General features: G+C 53.5%; 17 protein-coding genes and 1 pseudogene. 4 read left to right on the top strand and 14 right to left on the bottom strand.

The window, feature by feature from the left end:
* Positions 1-109 precede the first annotated feature (109 nt).
* Positions 110-502, bottom strand: coding sequence for a hypothetical protein (locus E1757_RS07765; protein WP_133226360.1), 393 nt, complete (start codon positions 500-502; stop codon positions 110-112).
* A 119-nt stretch (positions 503-621) separates the two neighbouring features.
* Between E1757_RS07765 and E1757_RS36400 the strand changes: the two are divergent.
* Positions 622-801, top strand: a pseudogene (locus E1757_RS36400) (hypothetical protein); the annotation flags it as partial.
* Here the strand turns inward: E1757_RS36400 and E1757_RS35710 are convergent.
* The 12 genes from E1757_RS35710 to E1757_RS07705 all read right to left on the bottom strand — a co-directional run bounded on the left by E1757_RS35710 (position 713) and on the right by E1757_RS07705 (position 14,753).
* Complete coding sequence (locus E1757_RS35710) at positions 713-1,015, bottom strand: hypothetical protein (protein ID WP_165971962.1); 303 nt, start codon at positions 1,013-1,015, stop codon at positions 713-715. The pseudogene E1757_RS36400 and the gene E1757_RS35710 overlap by 89 nt on opposite strands.
* Before the next feature lie 163 nt (positions 1,016-1,178).
* Entirely contained in the window at positions 1,179-3,485 is a 2,307-nt protein-coding gene (locus tag E1757_RS07755; RefSeq protein WP_133226358.1) for a thiamine pyrophosphate-dependent enzyme, read from the bottom strand.
* 52 nt (positions 3,486-3,537) lie between these two features.
* Positions 3,538-4,545, bottom strand: a complete 1,008-nt coding sequence (locus E1757_RS07750) for a 2-oxoacid:acceptor oxidoreductase family protein (protein WP_133226356.1) — start codon at positions 4,543-4,545, stop codon at positions 3,538-3,540.
* 173 nt (positions 4,546-4,718) lie between these two features.
* Positions 4,719-5,279 carry an NUDIX hydrolase gene (locus E1757_RS07745; RefSeq protein ID WP_133226354.1) on the bottom strand — a complete coding sequence of 187 codons (561 nt, stop codon included), beginning with the start codon at positions 5,277-5,279 and terminating at the stop codon, positions 4,719-4,721.
* A gap of 152 nt (positions 5,280-5,431) precedes the next feature.
* Positions 5,432-6,139 carry a response regulator gene (locus E1757_RS07740; RefSeq protein WP_133226352.1) on the bottom strand — a complete coding sequence of 236 codons (708 nt, stop codon included), beginning with the start codon at positions 6,137-6,139 and terminating at the stop codon, positions 5,432-5,434.
* Positions 6,090-7,751 carry an ATP-binding protein gene (locus E1757_RS07735; RefSeq protein ID WP_133226350.1) on the bottom strand — a complete coding sequence of 554 codons (1,662 nt, stop codon included), beginning with the start codon at positions 7,749-7,751 and terminating at the stop codon, positions 6,090-6,092. The genes E1757_RS07740 and E1757_RS07735 overlap by 50 nt, the downstream gene beginning before the upstream one ends.
* Positions 7,752-7,873: 122 nt before the next feature.
* A complete protein-coding gene (locus E1757_RS07730; RefSeq protein WP_133226348.1) occupies positions 7,874-9,400 on the bottom strand; it encodes a tripartite tricarboxylate transporter permease in 1,527 nt (508 codons plus the stop codon).
* A 10-nt stretch (positions 9,401-9,410) separates the two neighbouring features.
* Positions 9,411-9,872 carry a tripartite tricarboxylate transporter TctB family protein gene (locus E1757_RS07725; RefSeq protein ID WP_133226346.1) on the bottom strand — a complete coding sequence of 154 codons (462 nt, stop codon included), beginning with the start codon at positions 9,870-9,872 and terminating at the stop codon, positions 9,411-9,413.
* 142 nt (positions 9,873-10,014) lie between these two features.
* Positions 10,015-11,079 (bottom strand): Bug family tripartite tricarboxylate transporter substrate binding protein, encoded by a 1,065-nt coding sequence (locus tag E1757_RS07720; protein ID WP_133226344.1) that lies wholly within the window; start codon positions 11,077-11,079, stop codon positions 10,015-10,017.
* Between the two features lie 445 nt (positions 11,080-11,524).
* Positions 11,525-13,069, bottom strand: a complete 1,545-nt coding sequence (locus tag E1757_RS07715; RefSeq protein WP_133226342.1) for a flotillin lipid rafts scaffold protein FloT — start codon at positions 13,067-13,069, stop codon at positions 11,525-11,527.
* 83 nt (positions 13,070-13,152) lie between these two features.
* Complete coding sequence (locus E1757_RS07710; RefSeq protein ID WP_133226340.1) at positions 13,153-13,686, bottom strand: NfeD family membrane protein; 534 nt, start codon at positions 13,684-13,686, stop codon at positions 13,153-13,155.
* 248 nt (positions 13,687-13,934) lie between these two features.
* Positions 13,935-14,753, bottom strand: a complete 819-nt coding sequence (locus tag E1757_RS07705; protein ID WP_133226338.1) for a hypothetical protein — start codon at positions 14,751-14,753, stop codon at positions 13,935-13,937.
* Positions 14,754-14,979: 226 nt separating this feature from the next.
* On the opposite strand from E1757_RS07705, the gene E1757_RS07700 reads away from it, so the two are divergent.
* Both E1757_RS07700 and E1757_RS07695 read left to right on the top strand, forming a co-directional pair.
* Positions 14,980-15,549 carry a class I SAM-dependent methyltransferase gene (locus E1757_RS07700; RefSeq protein WP_133226670.1) on the top strand — a complete coding sequence of 190 codons (570 nt, stop codon included), beginning with the start codon at positions 14,980-14,982 and terminating at the stop codon, positions 15,547-15,549.
* Positions 15,550-15,637: 88 nt separating this feature from the next.
* Complete coding sequence (locus tag E1757_RS07695) at positions 15,638-16,621, top strand: YpdA family putative bacillithiol disulfide reductase (RefSeq protein ID WP_133226336.1); 984 nt, start codon at positions 15,638-15,640, stop codon at positions 16,619-16,621.
* Between the two features lie 149 nt (positions 16,622-16,770).
* Here the strand turns inward: E1757_RS07695 and E1757_RS07690 are convergent, their stop codons facing one another.
* The gene (locus tag E1757_RS07690) at positions 16,771-17,499 is read right to left on the bottom strand and encodes a phosphonate ABC transporter ATP-binding protein (protein ID WP_133226334.1); all 729 of its coding nucleotides are present in this window, start codon (positions 17,497-17,499) and stop codon (positions 16,771-16,773) included.
* A 165-nt stretch (positions 17,500-17,664) separates the two neighbouring features.
* Between E1757_RS07690 and E1757_RS07685 the strand changes: the two genes are divergently transcribed.
* Positions 17,665-18,564: a polysaccharide deacetylase family protein gene (locus tag E1757_RS07685; protein WP_246079064.1), complete on the top strand. Its 900-nt coding sequence runs from the start codon at positions 17,665-17,667 to the stop codon at positions 18,562-18,564.
* The last annotated feature ends 19 nt before the right edge of the window (positions 18,565-18,583 follow it).

Here is an 18,583-nt window from a genome sequence, read left to right as displayed (position 1 = left end):
TTACACACGCGTAAACTCAGATTATCACAATTCCGGAGCTCCGCGCAAAACAAAAAACGCCTGCCCCTTGAAGGAAACAGGCGCTTGACGCACTATAAGCAAGCTTTCACTAGATTACCGCACTTAACCCGCCATATTTGGAAATAGCGAGCAGCAAATCGTTATGAATCGGTAAAATAAACTGGGCGGCACCCATCGGAAACAAGCCGCTCCGGTTGTGCAGCACCGCGCTGCGCACATAGAAACGGTAATGCGGACTTCCGGATGACATATTAATAATTTCATTGCCGGAGGAACGGCGGTTATGGAACGTGATCGCTTTGACATTCGCATTTTCGAACGGAACGATGCTAACGATATCCTCCAGCTTGATATGGTAGTTCGCATGAGGCTTTTGGTAAATTAACTCCTTGGTCGAAACCGTAATGCCGAAGTCTCTTTTTTTGTGAGAAATTTTCAAATCTCCCTGGAACGTCTTGATCGCTATGAAATTTTCATTCATCCGATACTTCCTCCTTTGGCATTAAAGAGATTAAGGGATGGGAGTGCTTGTCCTAGAGCATACCACAAATGGATACATACTCGCTACAACTCCTATCAGGTTATAGAGTTCAGACCCGGTTTATGCATGAAGCGTTTATCGAGCCTTCCAAAAAATATGCCGACATCATTATCCCCGAAGGCGGGCATAACGAAGTCGGCATCAACCTGCTTACGATCCTGACGGAGAAGCACTTACGCGAAGCGTCCGGTTCTCATCATCCCAATACAAAGAGAGCTGCGGATCATTCTTTAATTTGACATTGCACATTTTCAACTGGTTTTCGGTAAGCTCAAGCGGCTCCCATGCTTCACCGTTATCGACCGATTGCGCCAGCAAAAACGGTAATGCTTCCGCCGCAGCCGTATCCTCATCATCCCAATATTTAGTACCATAGTAAGGCAGCCTGTAACCGTTGATCAAAGTACAGGTATAAATCTGCGATGTTAGATTATGTTTCAATACGTAAGGCAACCGTTTCTCCTCCGTTTCACTGAATGATGAAACAAGGCACGATCTCCATCGGAGATGGTGCCTTGTTTGATGTTAATGCCTGCACAATCGCTTGATTCGGGAAATGCTCCCAAGCAGCCCGGGTCTGATTTCCCCGAATCATTGCTTCCTCTGTCGACGAATTTTACAAATACTCGTTTTCGTGCTTCGCTTTGAGCATGTTCCAGCGGCGCTCGACTTCCGTCTCGAACATTTTATAAGACTCCTCGTACTCCGGTTTGGTCATATGCTTCGTTTTACCCATCGTTTTGAGCCAATCGGAGAGAGGTACTTTCTTGCTTTTCTCTTCCGGATTGTACGTAATGGTCGTTACGCCGTGCTCGACTTCATAGAGCGGGAAGAAGCAGGAATCGACGGCCGCACCGACGATATTGGAGCCCTGCTCATCCTCGGACAGCCAGTTCAGCGGACAGGCGATCAATATTTTGCCGTAGACCAGACCTTCGTTCTGCGCATACCATTGGGCTTTGGCGGCTTTGCGCACCAAGTCCTGCGGGAACGCTTCGGAGCCGGTAAATACGTACGGAATATGAGTGGCGGCCATAATTTGCGCCGTATCCTTATGATGGAACACTTTGCCGCCCTGCTTGGAGCCGACGTTGGAGGTCGACGTTCTGTGGCCCATCGGCGTCGAATAAGACAGTTGGGCCCCGGTATTCATATAGCCCTCGTTATCGTATTCAAGAATGATCATTTTATGATTGCGCAGCGCGGCTCCGATCGCAGGACCCATTCCGATATCCATACCGCCGTCGCCGGTAATCATGACGAATGTGAAATCATCTTTCAGATTCAACGAATCCAGTTCGCCTCTGCGCTTGCGTTCCCAGAACATTTCCACGACGCCGGACAAGGTTGCGGCACCGTTTTGGAACAGGTTATGAATATAGGTCGCTTTATGCGCGGAGTACGGGTAACCGGTCGTGACAACCATCGCGCAGCCCGTATGGAACAAGGCGACGATATCGCCTTCAATGCCTTTGAAGAACAGCTCGAGCCCGGAGAAAATACCGCAGCCCGGACAGGCTCCATGACCCGGCGCAATCCGCTTCGGCTTCTTCGTCAACGCGCGCAGCGGCGGTATGCGGACATTCAGCTTGCCTGTTGCTTCATCCGGCTTCACCGTAATCAAGCCCGTATTCAAATCTTCATATTTCATCGGGTTCAACACGCGCTTAGGCGCTTTGGCAGGATCCCCCGGCGTGTGGCCGTAATAATCGAACGGAACTTCCACCTTGCCTTTTTCCACTGCGTCGATGGCAAACTGGAACATATTGTGGCCGTCCTCGGAATAAAAGTCTTTGCCTCCGAGTCCATAAATACGGCTGATCACCATCGTATCGCGGTTGCCCATCGTGAACAAAGCGGCTTTGATCTCGTTCACCATGTTGCCGCCGTGGCCGCCGTACGAATCCGCGCGGTCGCCTACCGTTACCGCCTTTACGTTTTTCAGCGCTTCGGCAATCGCTTTTTGCGGGAATGGACGAATCATGTTCGGCGCGATGGAGCCGGCTTTGATCCCCTTTTCGCGCAGCTGGTCGACGACGTCCTTGATGATTTCGGAAGCCGAATTCATCAGGAAGACGGCAACCTCCGCATCTTCCATCCGGTACAGGTCGAGAATCGGATAATCGCGGCCGGTCAGCTCCGCATATTCCTTGCGGACCTGGTCGTACACATCCTCCGCATTGTACATCGCTACCGATTGCTGGTAGCAGTTGTTGATATAATCCGGCTCGTTCATGTACGGGCCGACGGTAATCGGATTGTCCCGGTCCAGCGTATCCGGGAAGCCTGTCGGCGGCTGCGCGCCGATAAAGGCATGCACGTCTTCGCGGTTCGCGAACGTTTGAACGCGGCGCTTTTGGTGGGAAGTGAAGTAACCGTCGGAGGCTACAAGCACCGGCAGCCGAACTTTAGCGTCTTCCGCCACCTTCAGCGCCATGATGTTCATGTCGTACACCGCTTGCGGATCGCGGCACATCAGAATCGGCCAGCCGGTGTTCAACGCATAATACAAGTCGGAATGGTCGCCGTGAATGTCCAGCGGACCGGAAACCGAACGGCATACCAGATTCATGACCATCGGGAACCGGGTGCCGGATTGTACGGGCATTTGCTCCAACATGTACAAGTAACCGTTTGCACTTGTCGCATTAAACACGCGGCCGCCCGCTGTCGAAGCACCGTAGCACACGCCCGCCGAGCCGTGCTCGCCGTCCGCCGGAATCAGCTTGATGTCATGCTGCCCGTTCGCCTTCATCAAATCGAGAAATTGCGCAACCTCGGTTGACGGGGAGATCGGAAAATACCCCATAATATGATAATTAATTTGATGCGCTGCATAAGCGGCCATTTCGTTGCCGGATTCGTAAACAATACGTTGCTCCACTTTACCCTGAGAAATCTCTTTCTTAATCTCAATTGCCAACTGGAATTCCACCTTTCCGTTGCTTTTGTTAGATTTCCTTGCCCAAATCGGCTTATTTCACAGCGAGGTCGAATCTGTGCGGCACGCGGTGCTCCTCGGCATAGCCCTCCGCTTCGCGTGCGCCGGACAGCGCTTCCGTAGGACAGGCCTGCACGCACTTGAGACAGCCTTTGCAATATTGATAGTCGATCCCTTGCAGAAACATTTGCGGACGGCCCTTCTTGTCCGCTTGCTCGTCCCATACGAAGCAGAAATCCGGGCAAACATTGTCGCAGGCTGCGCAATGGATGCATTTGTCGTCGTCGAAATGAGGCATCATGCCCGCGCGCGAAATGCTCAAATCTTTTAAAATACTGTTGCCGGGATTCGTGATCGTTCCGCCCATCGGCTGTGTCGCATAACCGAGCACCGGTGTATCCTGGCGAACGAAGGACGGCATTTCCTGGCCTTCCGCGAGTGCGAACGACTGGAATTGTACCTCGTTGAAACCTCTTTCAAAAGTGTTTAATGCCGGCTGAACGGCTTGAGGGTACTTTTTCTCCAGCGACTTGCGGATAACGTTCTTCATAATTTCCGGGTCGAGGAACGGACATAGCCGGAACAGTGCGCCGAGCATCGCCATGTTGACGCGGTTTTTCTCTTCCAGCGAAATTCCGATCGCGTCGATAACGGCGATGGTTCCACCCATCATTTTCAGCTTTTCCTTCAATTCCTCCGGAGACTTGACCGAATTGACGAGCACAAGGCTATCCTCATAAATTCCGCTTACGACATTGACCGTTTTCGACAATGATTCATGAAAAATGCCAACAACATGCGGTCTTTCAACAGGCGATGTATCGCGGATATTTGTATCAATATCACAGAAACGGATATGCGCCTTAACGGCCGAGCCTTTCTTTTCGGAACCGTACGAGGAAAAGCTGACGCCATTTAAACCGGCACCGACAACTCCGGCCTCGGCCAGCATTTTACCGGCCAGATTGGCTCCAAGACCCCCTATGGATTCCAGTCGAATTTCAAAAAAGCCCAGCTCGTTCGTTTTCGGTAACGTAACCATTGCACGACTCCTTTCGAGAATAAACTGCAGCGAGTAATTATAACCTTAAGCAAGGAGGCCGCTATGTCCGGAGCCGGACGCGAACCGGCGCTTCGAGCTTGATAAGGTTTTTACCAAATATATATTTATATTCTGAATAGATCGACAAATTCCTCTATTGAAAAAAATTTTTATTATGGAATTCGGAACAATCCGTTGCCCGGGGAAGGCACCACAGGCTCCCGGTCCGCCAGCAAGCCGTCGCTTTGACCGTTGAGCGCGATATCGACAAGCCATTTGGTAAAGCCGGCCACCTGCATCGACTGCATCTCCTCCAGGGTGAAAAAGCCCGCCGCATCGACTTCATAGCCGTCAGGCTGCGGTTCGCCGCTCTCGTACTGCATTTCGAAGGCGATGTACACGTTGTGGATAGCGCGGGGCTGATCCCGTACGGCCACAATTCCTTTGACCGTCGCCTGAACGCCTGCTTCCTCCAGTACCTCGCGGGCAATCGTCTCCTCGATAGGCTCCGTCTGTTCGATATAACCGCCCGGATTCGTCCAATTGCCTTTGCCCGGCTCCTGCGCGCGGCGTACGAGCAGCACTTTGTTGTCCTTCACAACCAGGGCGCCAACGCCTACGCTGTAGTTGCCCCAATGGACAAACGAGCAATTCGTACAAGCGCGCCGTTCGACACCGTCCATACTGCGGGTCTCCATCGGATGACCGCAGGACGAACAAAAGTTTACCGACATGTGATCTTTCATCCCTCTCTGCCATTCGACTATGTAATGTTTATTTACACTTGCTACCAGTAATGATAGCCTGTTTGATCCTATCTTTCTAGTCCTTTTTTGGCCGAATGGGCAAAAAAAATGCTCCCCGCCCATACGGGCAGGAAGCACGGTTACAGTTTTCGGTACACCCGCTCGGGGCGTCCGACATCGCCGTATGACAGATCGGCGCGGAGCTGTCCTTTGGAAACGAGGTGCTCCAAATAACGGCGCGCGGTGGAGCGGCTTACCCCGATCAACGCCGCAGCCTGCTCCGCTGTCACGGGAGCCGGACATTCATTCATCGCGAGAATCACTTTATCGAGCGTCAGCTTGTCGATCCCCTTCGGCAAATAACCGGAGCCGCTCTCTTTCTTGACCGCGCCCTGGAGAAGCTGATCGACTTCATCCTGATTGACGCAGCCTTGTTCCGAATGCAGTCTGGCCATCGTCTGATGATAGTGCCGGAACCGCAGCAGCGTATCCTGCAGCCGGTTGAACAGGAGCGGCTTCATGATGAAATCGAACACTCCGCCGCGGATGGCCGATTTGACCGCTTCCACCTCCTTGGCCGCCGTAATCATGATGACATCCGGCTGGCGCTCCTGCCGACGGATCAGCTGCAGCAGCTCCAGACCGTTGGCGTCCGGGAAATAGATATCGAGCAGCACCAGATCCGGCTCCAGCACTTCAAGCTGCGTCAAAGCCTGGGATTCATCCGTAGCGATGCCGACAACGGCGAAGCCGGGTACCTTCTCCACGAATCGCCGGTTGATCTCGGCAATCCGCTCGTCATCCTCGATGATGAGCACTTGTATCGGAACTTCCGTCGCTTCGTTCATGGTCGGCCCCCTTTCTTTTCTCCCTGCCTTGCGCTTGCTTGGGCAGCACTACCGTAAATACAGTGCCGCCATGTGTGCCGGGATGATGTGTAATATAGCCTCCGTAGCTGTCGACCGCATGCTTGACAAGCGCCAGACCGATCCCGCGCCGCTCGCCCTGCTTGCCGGAATAGCCTCTTTCATAGATGCGTGCCGCAATCGTCTCGGGAATACCGGGGCCGTTATCCTCGCATTCGATGATGAGGTCGTTTCCGGCGTCGGTCAGGAACAGCTTTACTTTTTTTCCGTCTTCCCGCTCGCAATCGAGCGCGGCTTCCATCGCATTATCGATCAAATTGCCGATAATCGTGACGAGCATATCCCGGTCGAAGCCGTCCGGTACGTCCTTGAACGTGCTCTCGCCGTCGATTTCGAAGTCGAGCTTCAATTCCTGCGCCCGGTTATATTTGCCGATCAGCAGCCCGCCGATGACGGGATCCGGTATTTCCCGCATAATAAACTGGATCAAGCTTTGATGCACATCGGATTCGCGCGTAATCATTTCAATCGCTTCTTGGTACGATTCCAGTTGAATGAGACCGGAAATGACATACAGCTTGTTGGAATATTCATGCGTTTGCGCGCGCAGGCCCTCGGCGAACCGGGTTACCTGGGACAGCTCCTCGGCAAGCCGGTACAGCTCCGATTTGCTGCGGAAGCTTGAAACTGCGCCGATGACTTGGCTGTGAGCATTGCGGATCGGAATCCGGTTCACGACTACCTCGTGCTCTCCGAATAACATTTCCTCGTCGTAATGGGAATTTCCTGTCAAAATCACTTCGTGCAGTCGCGTGTTCGGTACTATATCCTCGATCAATTGGCCGGTTATATCGGTATCCTCCCGCAGACCGAGCAGCCGCAGCGTCTCTTTATTCGCCATCGTAATAAAGCCCTGTCTGTTGATCGCGAGAATGCCTTCGCGGATCGATTCGAGAATCGCCTGCTTCTCCATATAAAGCATGCCGATCTGCTCAGGCTCCAAGCCGTGTATGGAACGCCGGACTCCGCGGGAAATCATGATGGAGCCGCTGACGCCGATGATCAGTGCCGCGATGGAGATGAGCAGCACTTCCATTTGATAATCGTCGTCCCGTCTGGCGATGTCGTCCATCAAATAGCCGACGGACACGATGCCGATCACTTGCCCTTCCGCGTCGTGGATCGGCGCTTTTCCGCGAAGCGATAGCCCCAAAGAGCCCACCGCTTCGGAGATGATCGATTGTCCTTCCAGCACCGGACCATTGTCGCCGCCGACCATTTCCTTGCCGATCCGCTCGGTTAACGGATGCGAATAGCGGATGCCTTCGCGGTTGCCGACAACGATATATTCGGCGCCCGTTTTCAACCGCACCGCTTCCGCCAACGGCTGTATGATGTGCGAAGGGTCCGGCTCCGCGAACGCCTTGCCGATTTCCGGCATGGCGGCCATCGCTTCGGCAACGGCCAGTGCGCGGATGCCCGTCTGCTCCTCCAGCGCGTTCACCAGCATATATTGGAACACGCCCCACAGCAGCGAAATGACCAAAAACAGCAGCGAGCAAATAATTAAAATCAGCTTTGTTTGCAGACGCACCGCACAGCCTCCCCGCATCATTCATGTCGGTAATCTATTGTAGCAGAACGGTCCGGACTGGCAAATACCCGTCCCCTGCACGGAGGAGACGGGACGGACATGGGGACAATCTTTAGGACGGTCTAGACTTCCTCGTTGACCAGCACTTTTTTACCCTTCAATTTGAGGACAAGCGGTATGATCAGCCAAAGCAGGCCGATAATCAGAAAGATGAGAGATACCGGCTTTTGCAGAAATATCATAAAATCGCCGTTGGAAATCGTCAGCGCTCTCCTCATATTATTTTCCATCATCGGGCCAAGTATAAGTCCCAGCACCAGCGGCGCCAATGGAAAATCGTTTTTGGATAAAAAGTAGCCCGCCACGCCGCAGCCCATAATGAGCAGCAGATCGAACGTGGAGTATTGAACCGCATAGACGCCGAAAACGGAAAAGACAATAATTAACGGCAATAAATATTTGGCCGGCGTTTCGATCACTTTCGCAAAAACCCGCACCATCGGCATGTTGAGAATCAGCAGCATCAGGTTGCCGACAAACATGCTGGCGATGACGCCCCAGGCCAGCTGGGGATGATCCTGAAACAGCAGCGGACCCGGTTGAATGTTGTACATAATAAATGCGCCCATCATGATGGCTGTCGTCCCGGAGGATGGAATGCCCAGCGTCAGCAGCGGAATCATCGCCGAGCCCGCCGCCGCGTTGTTGGCCGATTCCGGTGCGGCGACACCTTCGATCGCCCCTTTGCCGAACCGATCCGGTTTTTTGCTTATTTTTTTCTCGACGATATAAGAGAAGAACGATGCCAGAATCGCTCCCGCCCCCGGCAAAAGCCCGACGCAAAATCCGAGCAGCGAGCCGCGCGCAATCGGCCCCGCACTGTCCTTCAAATCCTGCCCCGTCGGCATGACTCGGTTGATTTTGGCGACTTCCTCGCCCTTCTCGTCCTTCTCGAGAATCGTTTTAAACACTTCGCCCAAGGCAAACATCCCGACCGCGACCGTTAAAAACTCTAGCCCTTGAAACAGCTCGGGAATGTCGTACGTAAACCGGGCCGAGCCCGATACGTTGTCGATACCGATCGTTGCCAGCAGCAGACCGAAAGCGGTCATCATTAGCGCTTTAGTCATCGATTTGCCGGCCAGGCCGCTAATCGCCAGCAGGCCGAGAAACATCAGCGAAAAATATTCCGCCGGGCCGAATTTAATCGCAATCGCCGAGAGCGGGTTGGCGAGAAAAATAAGGCCGATCATCGCCACAATGCCGGCGACGAATGAGCCGATGGCGGAAATCGCCAGCGCCGCGCCAGCTCTTCCCTGCTTGGCCATCTGATAGCCGTCCAGCGTCGTCACGACCGAGGAGGACTCGCCCGGCGTATTTAACAAAATCGAGGTCGTCGAGCCGCCATACATCGCTCCGTAATAAACGCCGGCCAGCAAAATAATCGAGCTGGTAGCCGATTCCTCCGGGCTTAAGCCAGCCGTCAGCGTCGCGGTAATCGGGATCAGCAGCGCTACGCCGCTCATCGGGCCGATGCCGGGCAGAACGCCCACCACCGTTCCGATCAATACGCCGAAAAAGACAAACAACACATTATGCCACTGCATGGCTGTCGACAGCCCATGCAATAAATATTCAATCGTACTCATGCTCTCCCTCCTATGGTAAGCCTAGCCAAGATGGAAATCCCGGGAGTGTTCCGTCCATCACATGGACAAATAGAAAATAAACGCCATACGAGAAGGCTGCCGCAATAATAACGGAAGTCAGCCACTTGCCCTGCTGCATTGTCTGAAAGCCGATCAGCAAAAAGGCGAACGTCGACAGGACGAAACCGACATCTTCAAGAAAGTATGCATACAGCACCGCCGCCGTAAAAATAATGCCGAACCTTTTATAATCGAGCATCTCTTTTTCTTTCTCAGCCGCTTTGTAGCGGAACGTCTCATAGATCAGCCTGACGCTCATCAGGGATAAAAAAATGCCCAGGCCCAAAGGAAAAATGTTCGCGCCGACGTTGCTGCCGTATGCGCTCGACGTGATCTTCTGACTTTCCACGATAAATAGCGCGCCGATCGCCAGAAACGCGATACCGGCATAACGGTCAAATGTTTTATTCATATAAAGCCTCCTGTCAAAAAGAAGGGAGAAGCCGGGTCAGGCTCTCCCTGCGCCTGCGAATGCCCGGACCGGCAATACCGGACTGTGGAGTCGTTCCCTCCGCGCCGGACCGACGCATCCCTGTTGCATCGGATAGTTGCTCTTACTTCTGCATGCCCAAGGCGGTCAGCATATCCTGGATCAGCTTCTCCTGCTGGCCCAGAAACGTATTGAATTCGGCCGAGCTTTTGAAATCGCTTTCCCAGTTGTTGGCCTGCAGCTCTTTTTTCCAGACATCGTTGTCATTCAGCTTCTTCAAGTTGTCGTCCCAATATTTTTTCGCGTCTGCGCTCATGTCTTTCGGACCGAAAATACCGCGCCAAATATTAAATTCCGCATCGACTCCCTGCTCCTTCATCGTCGGAACGTCCTTCAGGCTCCCGCCGAGCCGCTGAGCGGAAGCGACCGCCAGCACTTTGATTTTTCCGGCCTTGACATATTGATCCAGCGAGGAGGCATCCGTACCCAGCACATCCACATTGCCGCCCAGCAGCGCTGTCAACGCTTCGCCGCCGCCGTCGTATGACACGTATTTAATTTTTTTCGGGTCGATTCCGTATTTGTATGCAGGCAAGATGGAAACCAGATGATCCATCGAGCCCGGCGCAGAGCCTCCGGCAATCGTCAGCTTGGTCGGGTCCGCCTTCAAATCGTTCAATAGCGATTTCAAATCGTTGTATTTGGAGTTCGCGGAAACGGCGATCGCCCCGAAATCTTTGGTCAATTGAGCGAGCGGCGTCGTATTTTTGTAGCCGAACGGGCTGTTCCCTTCTTTTTTCAGGTTATTGATCAAAATCGGCGGCGAGCTGACGAACAGCTTGTAATCGTCCTTTTTGCCGCTTGCGTATTCGGCCAGAAATACCGCGCCGCCTCCGCCCGGCTTGTTTTCAACCGTTATCGGCTTGCCGACCGCCTTCGTCTCGGTCAACACTTTCGCGATCGTTCTTGCGGTCATGTCCCAACCGCCTCCTGCGCCCGACGGCGCGACTACGACAATCGGCTTTTCCGGATACTTGGACGCTTCGGCGGCTGCGGCCGGCGCATCATTCGATTTGGGCGCAGCCGCCTCCTTAGGCTTGGGCGCGCCGCTCGCACAGGCCGTCAAACTGACGGCGAGAATACCGGCAAGCATCATTTTGATGGAATGTCGCGGCAATAAATTAAACATACTTTCAGACCTCCTGATTGTTGATGATAGCGCTTTCTTTAAGTTGAGCAAAGCCATTGTAGCATCTATACGATCGCAGCGAACAGCTTAACGCCATAAGTTGAATAAAGCTCATTTGCCGCATTTTGTTCATAAAGATTACGGCAAAGTGACGTGAAGCTCCGAAGCCAATTCCGCTAATCCGTGTCCACCGGGTTTTGTCATGAGTGCAAGCAACTCTTGACCTTTCGTTTGAGGGAGCCCCCGGTCATCCACAGAAATTCGCAGCGCATAATTTCCTGAACATCAAAAAAAGCCCGAGAGCAAAACGGATGTTTTGCCTTCGGACTTTATCAGTTGTAAATAAAGGATAAGTGTCCCTATATTGCTTGGTTTATCCTTGACAATCGCACCCGTCCTGTAGACGGCGAAGCCGGCTATCCTTGGCTTCGGAACCGGGCTGCGGCTACTGCTCCGGCTTTATCGGCACTGCGGTCGTTCCGGCCGTTTCCACGGATGGAGCCGCTGGAGCGGACGGAGCTGCCGGGGCGGTTTTCTGTCCGCCGTCGCGTTGGACGAGACCTTTGACAAGCTTTTCAAGATCGATGCCGCTAACGCTTTTCAGCATTTCGGGCGCGGTTGCCATCAAAGAGGTGACGTAGTTGCTTACGCGCGCCGCTCCTTCCCCATGTCCGGTGTCGACAACGGTCAGCTTGTCGATCGACTTCATCGGCTCCGCCACCTTGCCGGCCAGCTCAGGCAGCATCTTGACGATGATGTCCAGCACCGCGGCCTCGCCGAACTTCTCGAACGCCTCGGCAAGCTTCTGCTTCGCTTCCGCTTCCGCTAAGCCGCGCAGACGGGTGACCTCCGCCTCGGCCGTACCTTTGGCGCGCTCCGCGTCCGCCTCGGCCAAGCCTTGAAGGCGCTTCTGCTCGGCCATCGCCTTCGCTTCCGCCTCGATGCGGTACTTCAAGGCATCCGCTTCGTGAATCCGCTTCTCCTTGTCCGCCTCCGCCGCTTGGACAACGGCGTAGCGGTCCGCGTCCGCCTTCTTCTTCACCTCGGCGTCGTACTGCTTCTCGCGGCGAAGAATTTCCTTCCCTTCCAGATCGATTTCGCGTTCCTTGCGTACAAGCTCGATTTTCATCTGCTCCTCGACAACGCTTTGCTTGGAACGGGCTTCCTGAATATGGTAGGCCTGATCCGCTTCCGCTTTGGCCGAATCCTGCTCTTTCTTAAAGGAGGCGATTTTCAGCTCCTTCTCTTTCCCGGCTTCCGCGATGTTCGTATCGCGCAGCAGTTCCGCTTTCTGCCCATCTTCCTCGGCCTGTGCTTTCTGAACCCGGGCGTCGCGCACCGCCTGCGCCTCCGCAATTTCCGCATCGCGTTTGACGGCCGCAATCCGCGGCTTCCCGAGCGCGTCCAGATAGCCGTGCTTGTCGCGCAAGTCTTTAATCGTAAAAGATACGATTTGAAGTCCCATCTTTTTCAAATCTTTGGCCGCTACGCCCTGCACCTCCTGGGCGAATTTGTCGCGGTTCCGGTATACTTCCTCGACTGTCATCGAGCCGAGAATCGCGCGCAAATGGCCTTCCAGCACCTCCTGCGCTTCTCCCTTCAGCGCTTCCGTCGGCTTGCCCATGAACTGCTCGGCCGCGGTTGCGACATCCTCCACGGAGCCGCCGATTTTAATAATCGCCACGCCGTCGGCCATAACCGGCACGCCCTGTTCCGTATAAACCTCCGGTGTCGAAACGTCTAATTTATGGGAGAGCAGGGACAAAAACTGCGATTGCTGGAACACCGGCAATATGAACGCCCCGCCTCCTCGAACAATCTTGATTTTACGTCCCGATTCGTCCGTCATCACATTTCGCGTCCCCAGAAACGAACCGGTCACGATCATCGCCTCATCGGGGCTGACCGTTTTGTAGCGTGCCCAAAAAGCCAAGCCCAGCACGATAATGACGCCCACAACAATTGCGGGAACTACCATAGCATCCGGCATTCAACACAACTCCTTTACGTTTTTCTCTGATTTCTTCGTTCATGCGCAGACCCGCATGCCGTTCGGACTCTTGCGGCCCGGCACTACGCCCGGTCGTCCAGGCTTGCGACATAAAGCGTCCCATCCACCACTTCCACCGTGACCACCTTCGCCCCGCTCTGAATATCCAGCTTGTCGAAGCTTGCCGCGATATGGTTGGAAACCCCGGCCCCGACTTTAACCAGCACCTCGCCATAGCCGTGCGCCGGGATCGGCACCGACACTTCAGCGACTTTGCCAATCAAATCCTGCATCGAATAGGCAACCGAATTTTCGCTGTTCTGCATCGGCTTGACATAGAAGAGGTAAATGATCGTCGAGCAGGCCAAGGCGCACAGAAGCGCTGCAAGCAGTATCGCTATACCGCCCATCGAGGTATACCGGGTCAGCAAAATTCCGGCGCCGCCCCATACAGTAAGTCCGCTGAACAGCACCATCGGCTGAAGGACATGCAGATGTTCACCTGAAAGAAAATCGAAAACCCCATCCAGAGCATTGCTTAAAAAATCTCCGAAAATAACCGTAACGAGTGCAAACAATACCCCTGTGATCAAAAACCCCCAATACATTCCCAGCATGAACGCACCTCCTCATTCGAAAAGTGTCTGTCATCATCTATACGCAGCTCCGCCTATGAAAGTTGCGAAATTACCTTTTTACTGGAAATTTACGGCTGTAAAACGTCAAAAACTGCCGCATGGAGCGGCAGCCGCTTATCCGATATGATGCGGTTCAGCCAGCGCCGCAAGGGTCGATCGCGTCACACAACGCCCTGCCGCGCCGGGCTCCCGCGGGATGAAGAGCCGGGACAACCGCTCCGCGCGGCTTATTTTTGCCTCAATGCCAGCATTTGATACACCTCGCGCGAATCGCCCTTCAGCTGTTTTTGTACGCTGCGCATTTGCGAGGAGCCGTCCCCGTCGAGGAAGACGCCGTCCACCCCTTTGCTCCGTCCCGCCAATTCCAATACGGCCGTGCGGAACTGCTCCGCGGTTGCCGGGGTATCTGTGACGATCAGCCATAAGCTTTGACTTTGATCGTAAATGACGCCCGAACGAAGCCGCTGCTCGTCGAAGGCCGGTAAATCTTCGGCCAGCGCCTGCCGTACCCAGTGAGCTTCATCCTGAAGCGACATGCTGATTCCGCCCTGCGCCCAATAATGCTGCTTATCCGTCACCTTCAGCTCTCCGGCCTCCTGCACAACCTGCACCGAAAATCTGCGCGTAATTTCATCCCATACCAGCGTCCCCTTCGGATAGTCGATATTGTACCAGCCGGAGCCGTAATCACCTTGTTCCCCTTTCAACGGCCGATCGTTCATTACCGCAATGCTGAGCAGCTCGCCTTCCCAAAAAAAGCCTCCGTTTATTCCGACCTCATCGGTATGTGTCACATTGCTTGTAATATGCTTTAGAACGATATTTTGCGGGACCGTCTGGATCGTGTACAGTTTAATCCCGTTGGAAGCCGTCAGCTCGCGATATGCATAATGCTTCGGGTAATAATAAGGCGAGGACGGCTGAAGCGCGGTCAGCCAGACGGCAATCAAATTGCCGAGCAAAAATCCGGCCAGCATAAGCTGCAGCCTCGGTCCCGCAAGCCAGGCAGGACGCTTGAATGTTACGGCAGCCTTCCGATCCGCCATAGCGGCATACGCTCCTTTGTCTTGTAAAATAGCCATTCGGCAGTCTATGATTCTACTCTATGAATCTCGATCAACAATTATGATAGATTGGAATAATTTAACTTTTTTTAAAATTTTAATGATAAAATTAGGAACTTTTAAGGTATATCGGTTATGATTTGGATAATATAAATATCAAAAGGGGGAAAATGGATTGAACTTCAACCAAATATCAGCTCTCGACAAAATGATATTTTTATATAAATTTATACGTAAGCCGCAATCGATCGGCAGCGTAACGCCAAGCTCGCGCTTTCTGGCCGATAAAATGGTCGACTCGGCGTCCTGGCCCGAAATCAACAGCATCGCCGAGCTCGGCGCCGGGACAGGCGTTATTACGAAAGCGATTTGCCAAGCCGCCGCACCGGGCACGCAAATCCTGTTGTTCGAAAAGGACAGCCATTTGCGCAAGCAGCTGAGAACGCAATATCCGCAAAGCCATACGTATTCGGAAGCGAGACTGCTGCACAGCGCCGTACGGCAGCACGGGCTGGATCATGTGGATTGCATTATCAGCGGTCTCCCCTTTGCCAATTTTCCGAAGCAGCTGCGCGATGAAATCGTGAATCAGGTCGTGCAATCGCTCAAGCCGGGCGGGCTGTTCATCGCTTTTCAATATTCGCTGCAAATGAAAAAACAGCTAAGCGGCTATTTCGATATCGAGATGATCCGGTTTGTGCTGCTCAACGTCCCGCCGGCCTTCGTCTATGTATGCCGGAAAAAGCACGACGCCCCGCCCCTGCCATTGGAAGGCTAATGCGATGTGGAATCGATTGCGTGAATCGGTTACTATATAAAAGGAGCTTGATGCTCATTTCACGCAATTGACAAACGGGGTGTTTGCTTTGGAGAACGTCATTATTATCGGTGCCGGACCTTGCGGCCTGTCCGCCGCCATCGAGCTTGCGAAATTGGGAATTCAGCCGTTAATTATCGAAAAGCAGTGCGTGGCCTATTCGATTTATTTATATCCCACTTACATGCAATTTTTCAGTACGCCGGAGCTGCTTGAGATCGGCGGCATACCGTTTACGACGCCCAACGAGAAGCCGACGCGGCTGGAGGCTTTGCATTATTACCGGAATGCGGCATTGCGGAGCGAGCTGCGCATTCAGCCATATCATACCGTGAACCGGATTGACAGGCAGGATGACGGCTCTTTCGAGCTCAGCCTGACCGACCGCACGGGACTTGACTCGACGGCCCGGGCCCGCAACGTAGTTGTGGCGACGGGATATTTCGATCATCCTAACCTGCTCGGCATTCCCGGCGAGGAGCTGTCGAAGGTGACCCATTATTATCGTGAAGCCCACCCTTACAGCGGAACGAAGGTGACGATCATCGGAGGCAACAATTCGGCGATCGACGCTGCCATGGACCTGCTCCGCGCCGGCGCCGAAGTGACTGTGGTATACCGCGGCGAGAGCTATTCGCCCAACATTAAGCCCTGGGTGCTGCCGGTGTTCGAAAGCATGGTCGATAAGGGCCGGATTAAGATGCTGTTCCATTCGCGCGTCACCCGGATCGGCGAACGGGCGGTTACGATCGTGAGCGGCGATCGGGAAACCGAGCTGGACAACGACTTTGTACTCGCGTTGACGGGTTTCCGGCCGGACCGGAGCATGCTCATTGCCGCCGGCGCGAAAATGAATGAACAGTTGACCGCCCCGATCCATAATCCTGAAACAATGGAAACGACAGTGCCCGGACTGTTCATCGCCGGTGTCGCCGCTTCAGGCAGCAACGCGAACGAAGTGTTTATCGAGACCGGACGGCTGCATGGCGGGATGATCGCGCGTTATATTACAGGAACGCGCCCTCCCGGCTAACTATACTATTCGGAACGGATTATCGGGCACTTTTCCGTAACTAAAGAAGCTTCCGGCCCGCTATACGGCAGCTGGAAGCTTTTTTACCCGGATGGCGCGCCCGGACACCCGTTTTTTTGTTGTTTATATACTAAAGACAGCGCTTTATTTTAGAAAATCAATTCTTTTTCCCGGTGAGTCAATCGTCTGCCCGCAATGTCCACGACCAGCTTGCCGCCGGACAATCCCCAAATCCGCGACCCGAATTTCTCCGCCAATTCCACCTGATGCAGGCTGCAAAACACGATGACCTTATCTTTTTCGCAAATCGCCTTCAAGTCTTCCAGGACGCGCATAGCCGCCTCCGGATCGAGGCCCGATACGGGCTCGTCGGCATAAATCACTTTCGCGCCGCGAATCAACGCCTTGGCGATCGCCACCCGCTGCTTTTCCCCGCCGCTCAGCTTCTCGACCGGTTCATGCGCTTTATCCAGCAGGCCCACCTTGTCCAAATAATCCATGGCCGTCATATGATCGTCATTCGATGTCGTGCCGGTCAACATGCGCCACCACGCTTTATGAAAGAACAACCCGCTCAGCACATTTTTCAATGCAGATTTTCGCGGATTCAAATTCGGCTTCTCCTCAAGAAACGCCCAATCCTTGCGCAGCTTGAACTGCTCCAGTCCGGCTACCCCGGAAATATCTTTGCCATCGTATATATATTGGCCCTCGTCCCATTTTTCCTTAAGCGACAAGCAGCGGAACAGCGTCGTTTTGCCGCTGCCGCTTCCCCCGATCAAGGCGATCAGTTCTCCCTCGTCCGCTTGAAAGCTGAGCCGGGATAATATTTGATGATCCGGCGGAAATGATTTCGATAAATTTCGTACAATAATCATTCGATCGCTTCTTCCTTTCCCACCATAATCGTCATTAGCCTTTATTATATAACAACTTGGCTCTACAAAAAACCATATTTCCAAAAGCGCCGGCGGACGAATACATAAAAACCGGATAACGACGCAAAGTAACTATATCCAATCTTTAGAAAGGTTGTGAAATGGATGCACCGTTCAAGCTTCTCCGCGTGGTTATGTTTATCCGCCGCACTGATCCTTATGACCACCGCATGTGCCGGCAATTCGTCAAGGCAACTGAAGCAGCAGTCGCTTCCTCAGCACGGACAGCCGCCGAGCATGGAACGGAAAAGCGGGGAGCCGCCCGTCCAAATCACGGAGCCTGCAAAAACTCCCAAGCTGTCGGCCGGCCGCGAAAGTGTTCAACGCGAAAATCGCCCGTTGTCGTTAGCCGATTTGCATCATAAATACGAAAGCACTTTTTTATTCAACGGCCCGTCGGGACAACGGAAAGCAGCGCTTACTTTCGATGATGTTCCCGATACGGAGTATACGCCTCAATTGCTTGATATATTGAAGCAGTACGGGGTCAGAGCGACGTTCTTTACGATCGGAAACCGAGCCGAGGCGCATCCCGACATCGTCAAGCGGATGGTGGACGAAGGCCATGCGATCGGGAGCCACAGCTACAGTCATCCGAATTTGCCGAGAGTGAGCGATGCAGTGTTCCAAAACGAAATATTGCGGACCGAGCAGGCGCTCGCGCCTCTTATCGGATATAAGCCGCGATTGTTCAGGCCGCCTTACGGCAATATCAGCGAAGACCAGATCCAATGGATGGCCAGCCTGAATTACCATATTATTAACTGGAATGTCGATTCGCTCGACTGGAAAGGGCTTACCGCCGATCAGGTCAGCGCCAACGTGCTCGGTCACGTCAAGCCGGGCGCCGTCATCCTTCAGCATGGAGCAGGCGGCGAGGGCGAAGACCTGATTGGAACCGTACAGGCTCTTCCCAAAATCATTGAAAGCTTGACCCATTCCGGAATCCAGCTGGTTACAGTGCCTGAGCTGTTCAATATTACGGAGGGCACGAAATCCGACTGAGCGATTGTCAACAAAGCGT

It is taken from the genome of Paenibacillus piri, assembly GCF_004354045.1.
GTDB lineage: Bacteria > Bacillota > Bacilli > Paenibacillales > NBRC-103111 > Paenibacillus_S > Paenibacillus_S piri.
The sequence above is the reverse complement of the archived record's forward strand: the minus strand, read 5'-3'. Positions and strand labels throughout refer to the sequence as shown.

Bases quoted from the DNA above. Each gene is read 5' to 3' on its own strand.
- E1757_RS07765 (WP_133226360.1), bottom strand. From the start codon at position 502: ATGAATGAAAATTTCATAGCGATCAAGACGTTCCAGGGAGATTTGAAA.
- E1757_RS07750 (WP_133226356.1), bottom strand. From the start codon at position 4,545: ATGGTTACGTTACCGAAAACGAACGAGCTGGGCTTTTTTGAAATTCGA.
- E1757_RS07745 (WP_133226354.1), bottom strand. From the start codon at position 5,279: ATGTCGGTAAACTTTTGTTCGTCCTGCGGTCATCCGATGGAGACCCGC.
- E1757_RS07740 (WP_133226352.1), bottom strand. From the start codon at position 6,139: ATGAACGAAGCGACGGAAGTTCCGATACAAGTGCTCATCATCGAGGAT.
- E1757_RS07730 (WP_133226348.1), bottom strand. From the start codon at position 9,400: ATGAGTACGATTGAATATTTATTGCATGGGCTGTCGACAGCCATGCAG.
- E1757_RS07725 (WP_133226346.1), bottom strand. From the start codon at position 9,872: ATGAATAAAACATTTGACCGTTATGCCGGTATCGCGTTTCTGGCGATC.
- E1757_RS07720 (WP_133226344.1), bottom strand. From the start codon at position 11,079: ATGTTTAATTTATTGCCGCGACATTCCATCAAAATGATGCTTGCCGGT.
- E1757_RS07715 (WP_133226342.1), bottom strand. From the start codon at position 13,069: ATGCCGGATGCTATGGTAGTTCCCGCAATTGTTGTGGGCGTCATTATC.
- E1757_RS07710 (WP_133226340.1), bottom strand. From the start codon at position 13,686: ATGCTGGGAATGTATTGGGGGTTTTTGATCACAGGGGTATTGTTTGCA.
- E1757_RS07705 (WP_133226338.1), bottom strand. From the start codon at position 14,753: ATGGCGGATCGGAAGGCTGCCGTAACATTCAAGCGTCCTGCCTGGCTT.
- E1757_RS07700 (WP_133226670.1), top strand. From the start codon at position 14,980: ATGATATTTTTATATAAATTTATACGTAAGCCGCAATCGATCGGCAGC.
- E1757_RS07690 (WP_133226334.1), bottom strand. From the start codon at position 17,499: ATGATTATTGTACGAAATTTATCGAAATCATTTCCGCCGGATCATCAA.
- E1757_RS07685 (WP_246079064.1), top strand. From the start codon at position 17,665: ATGCACCGTTCAAGCTTCTCCGCGTGGTTATGTTTATCCGCCGCACTG.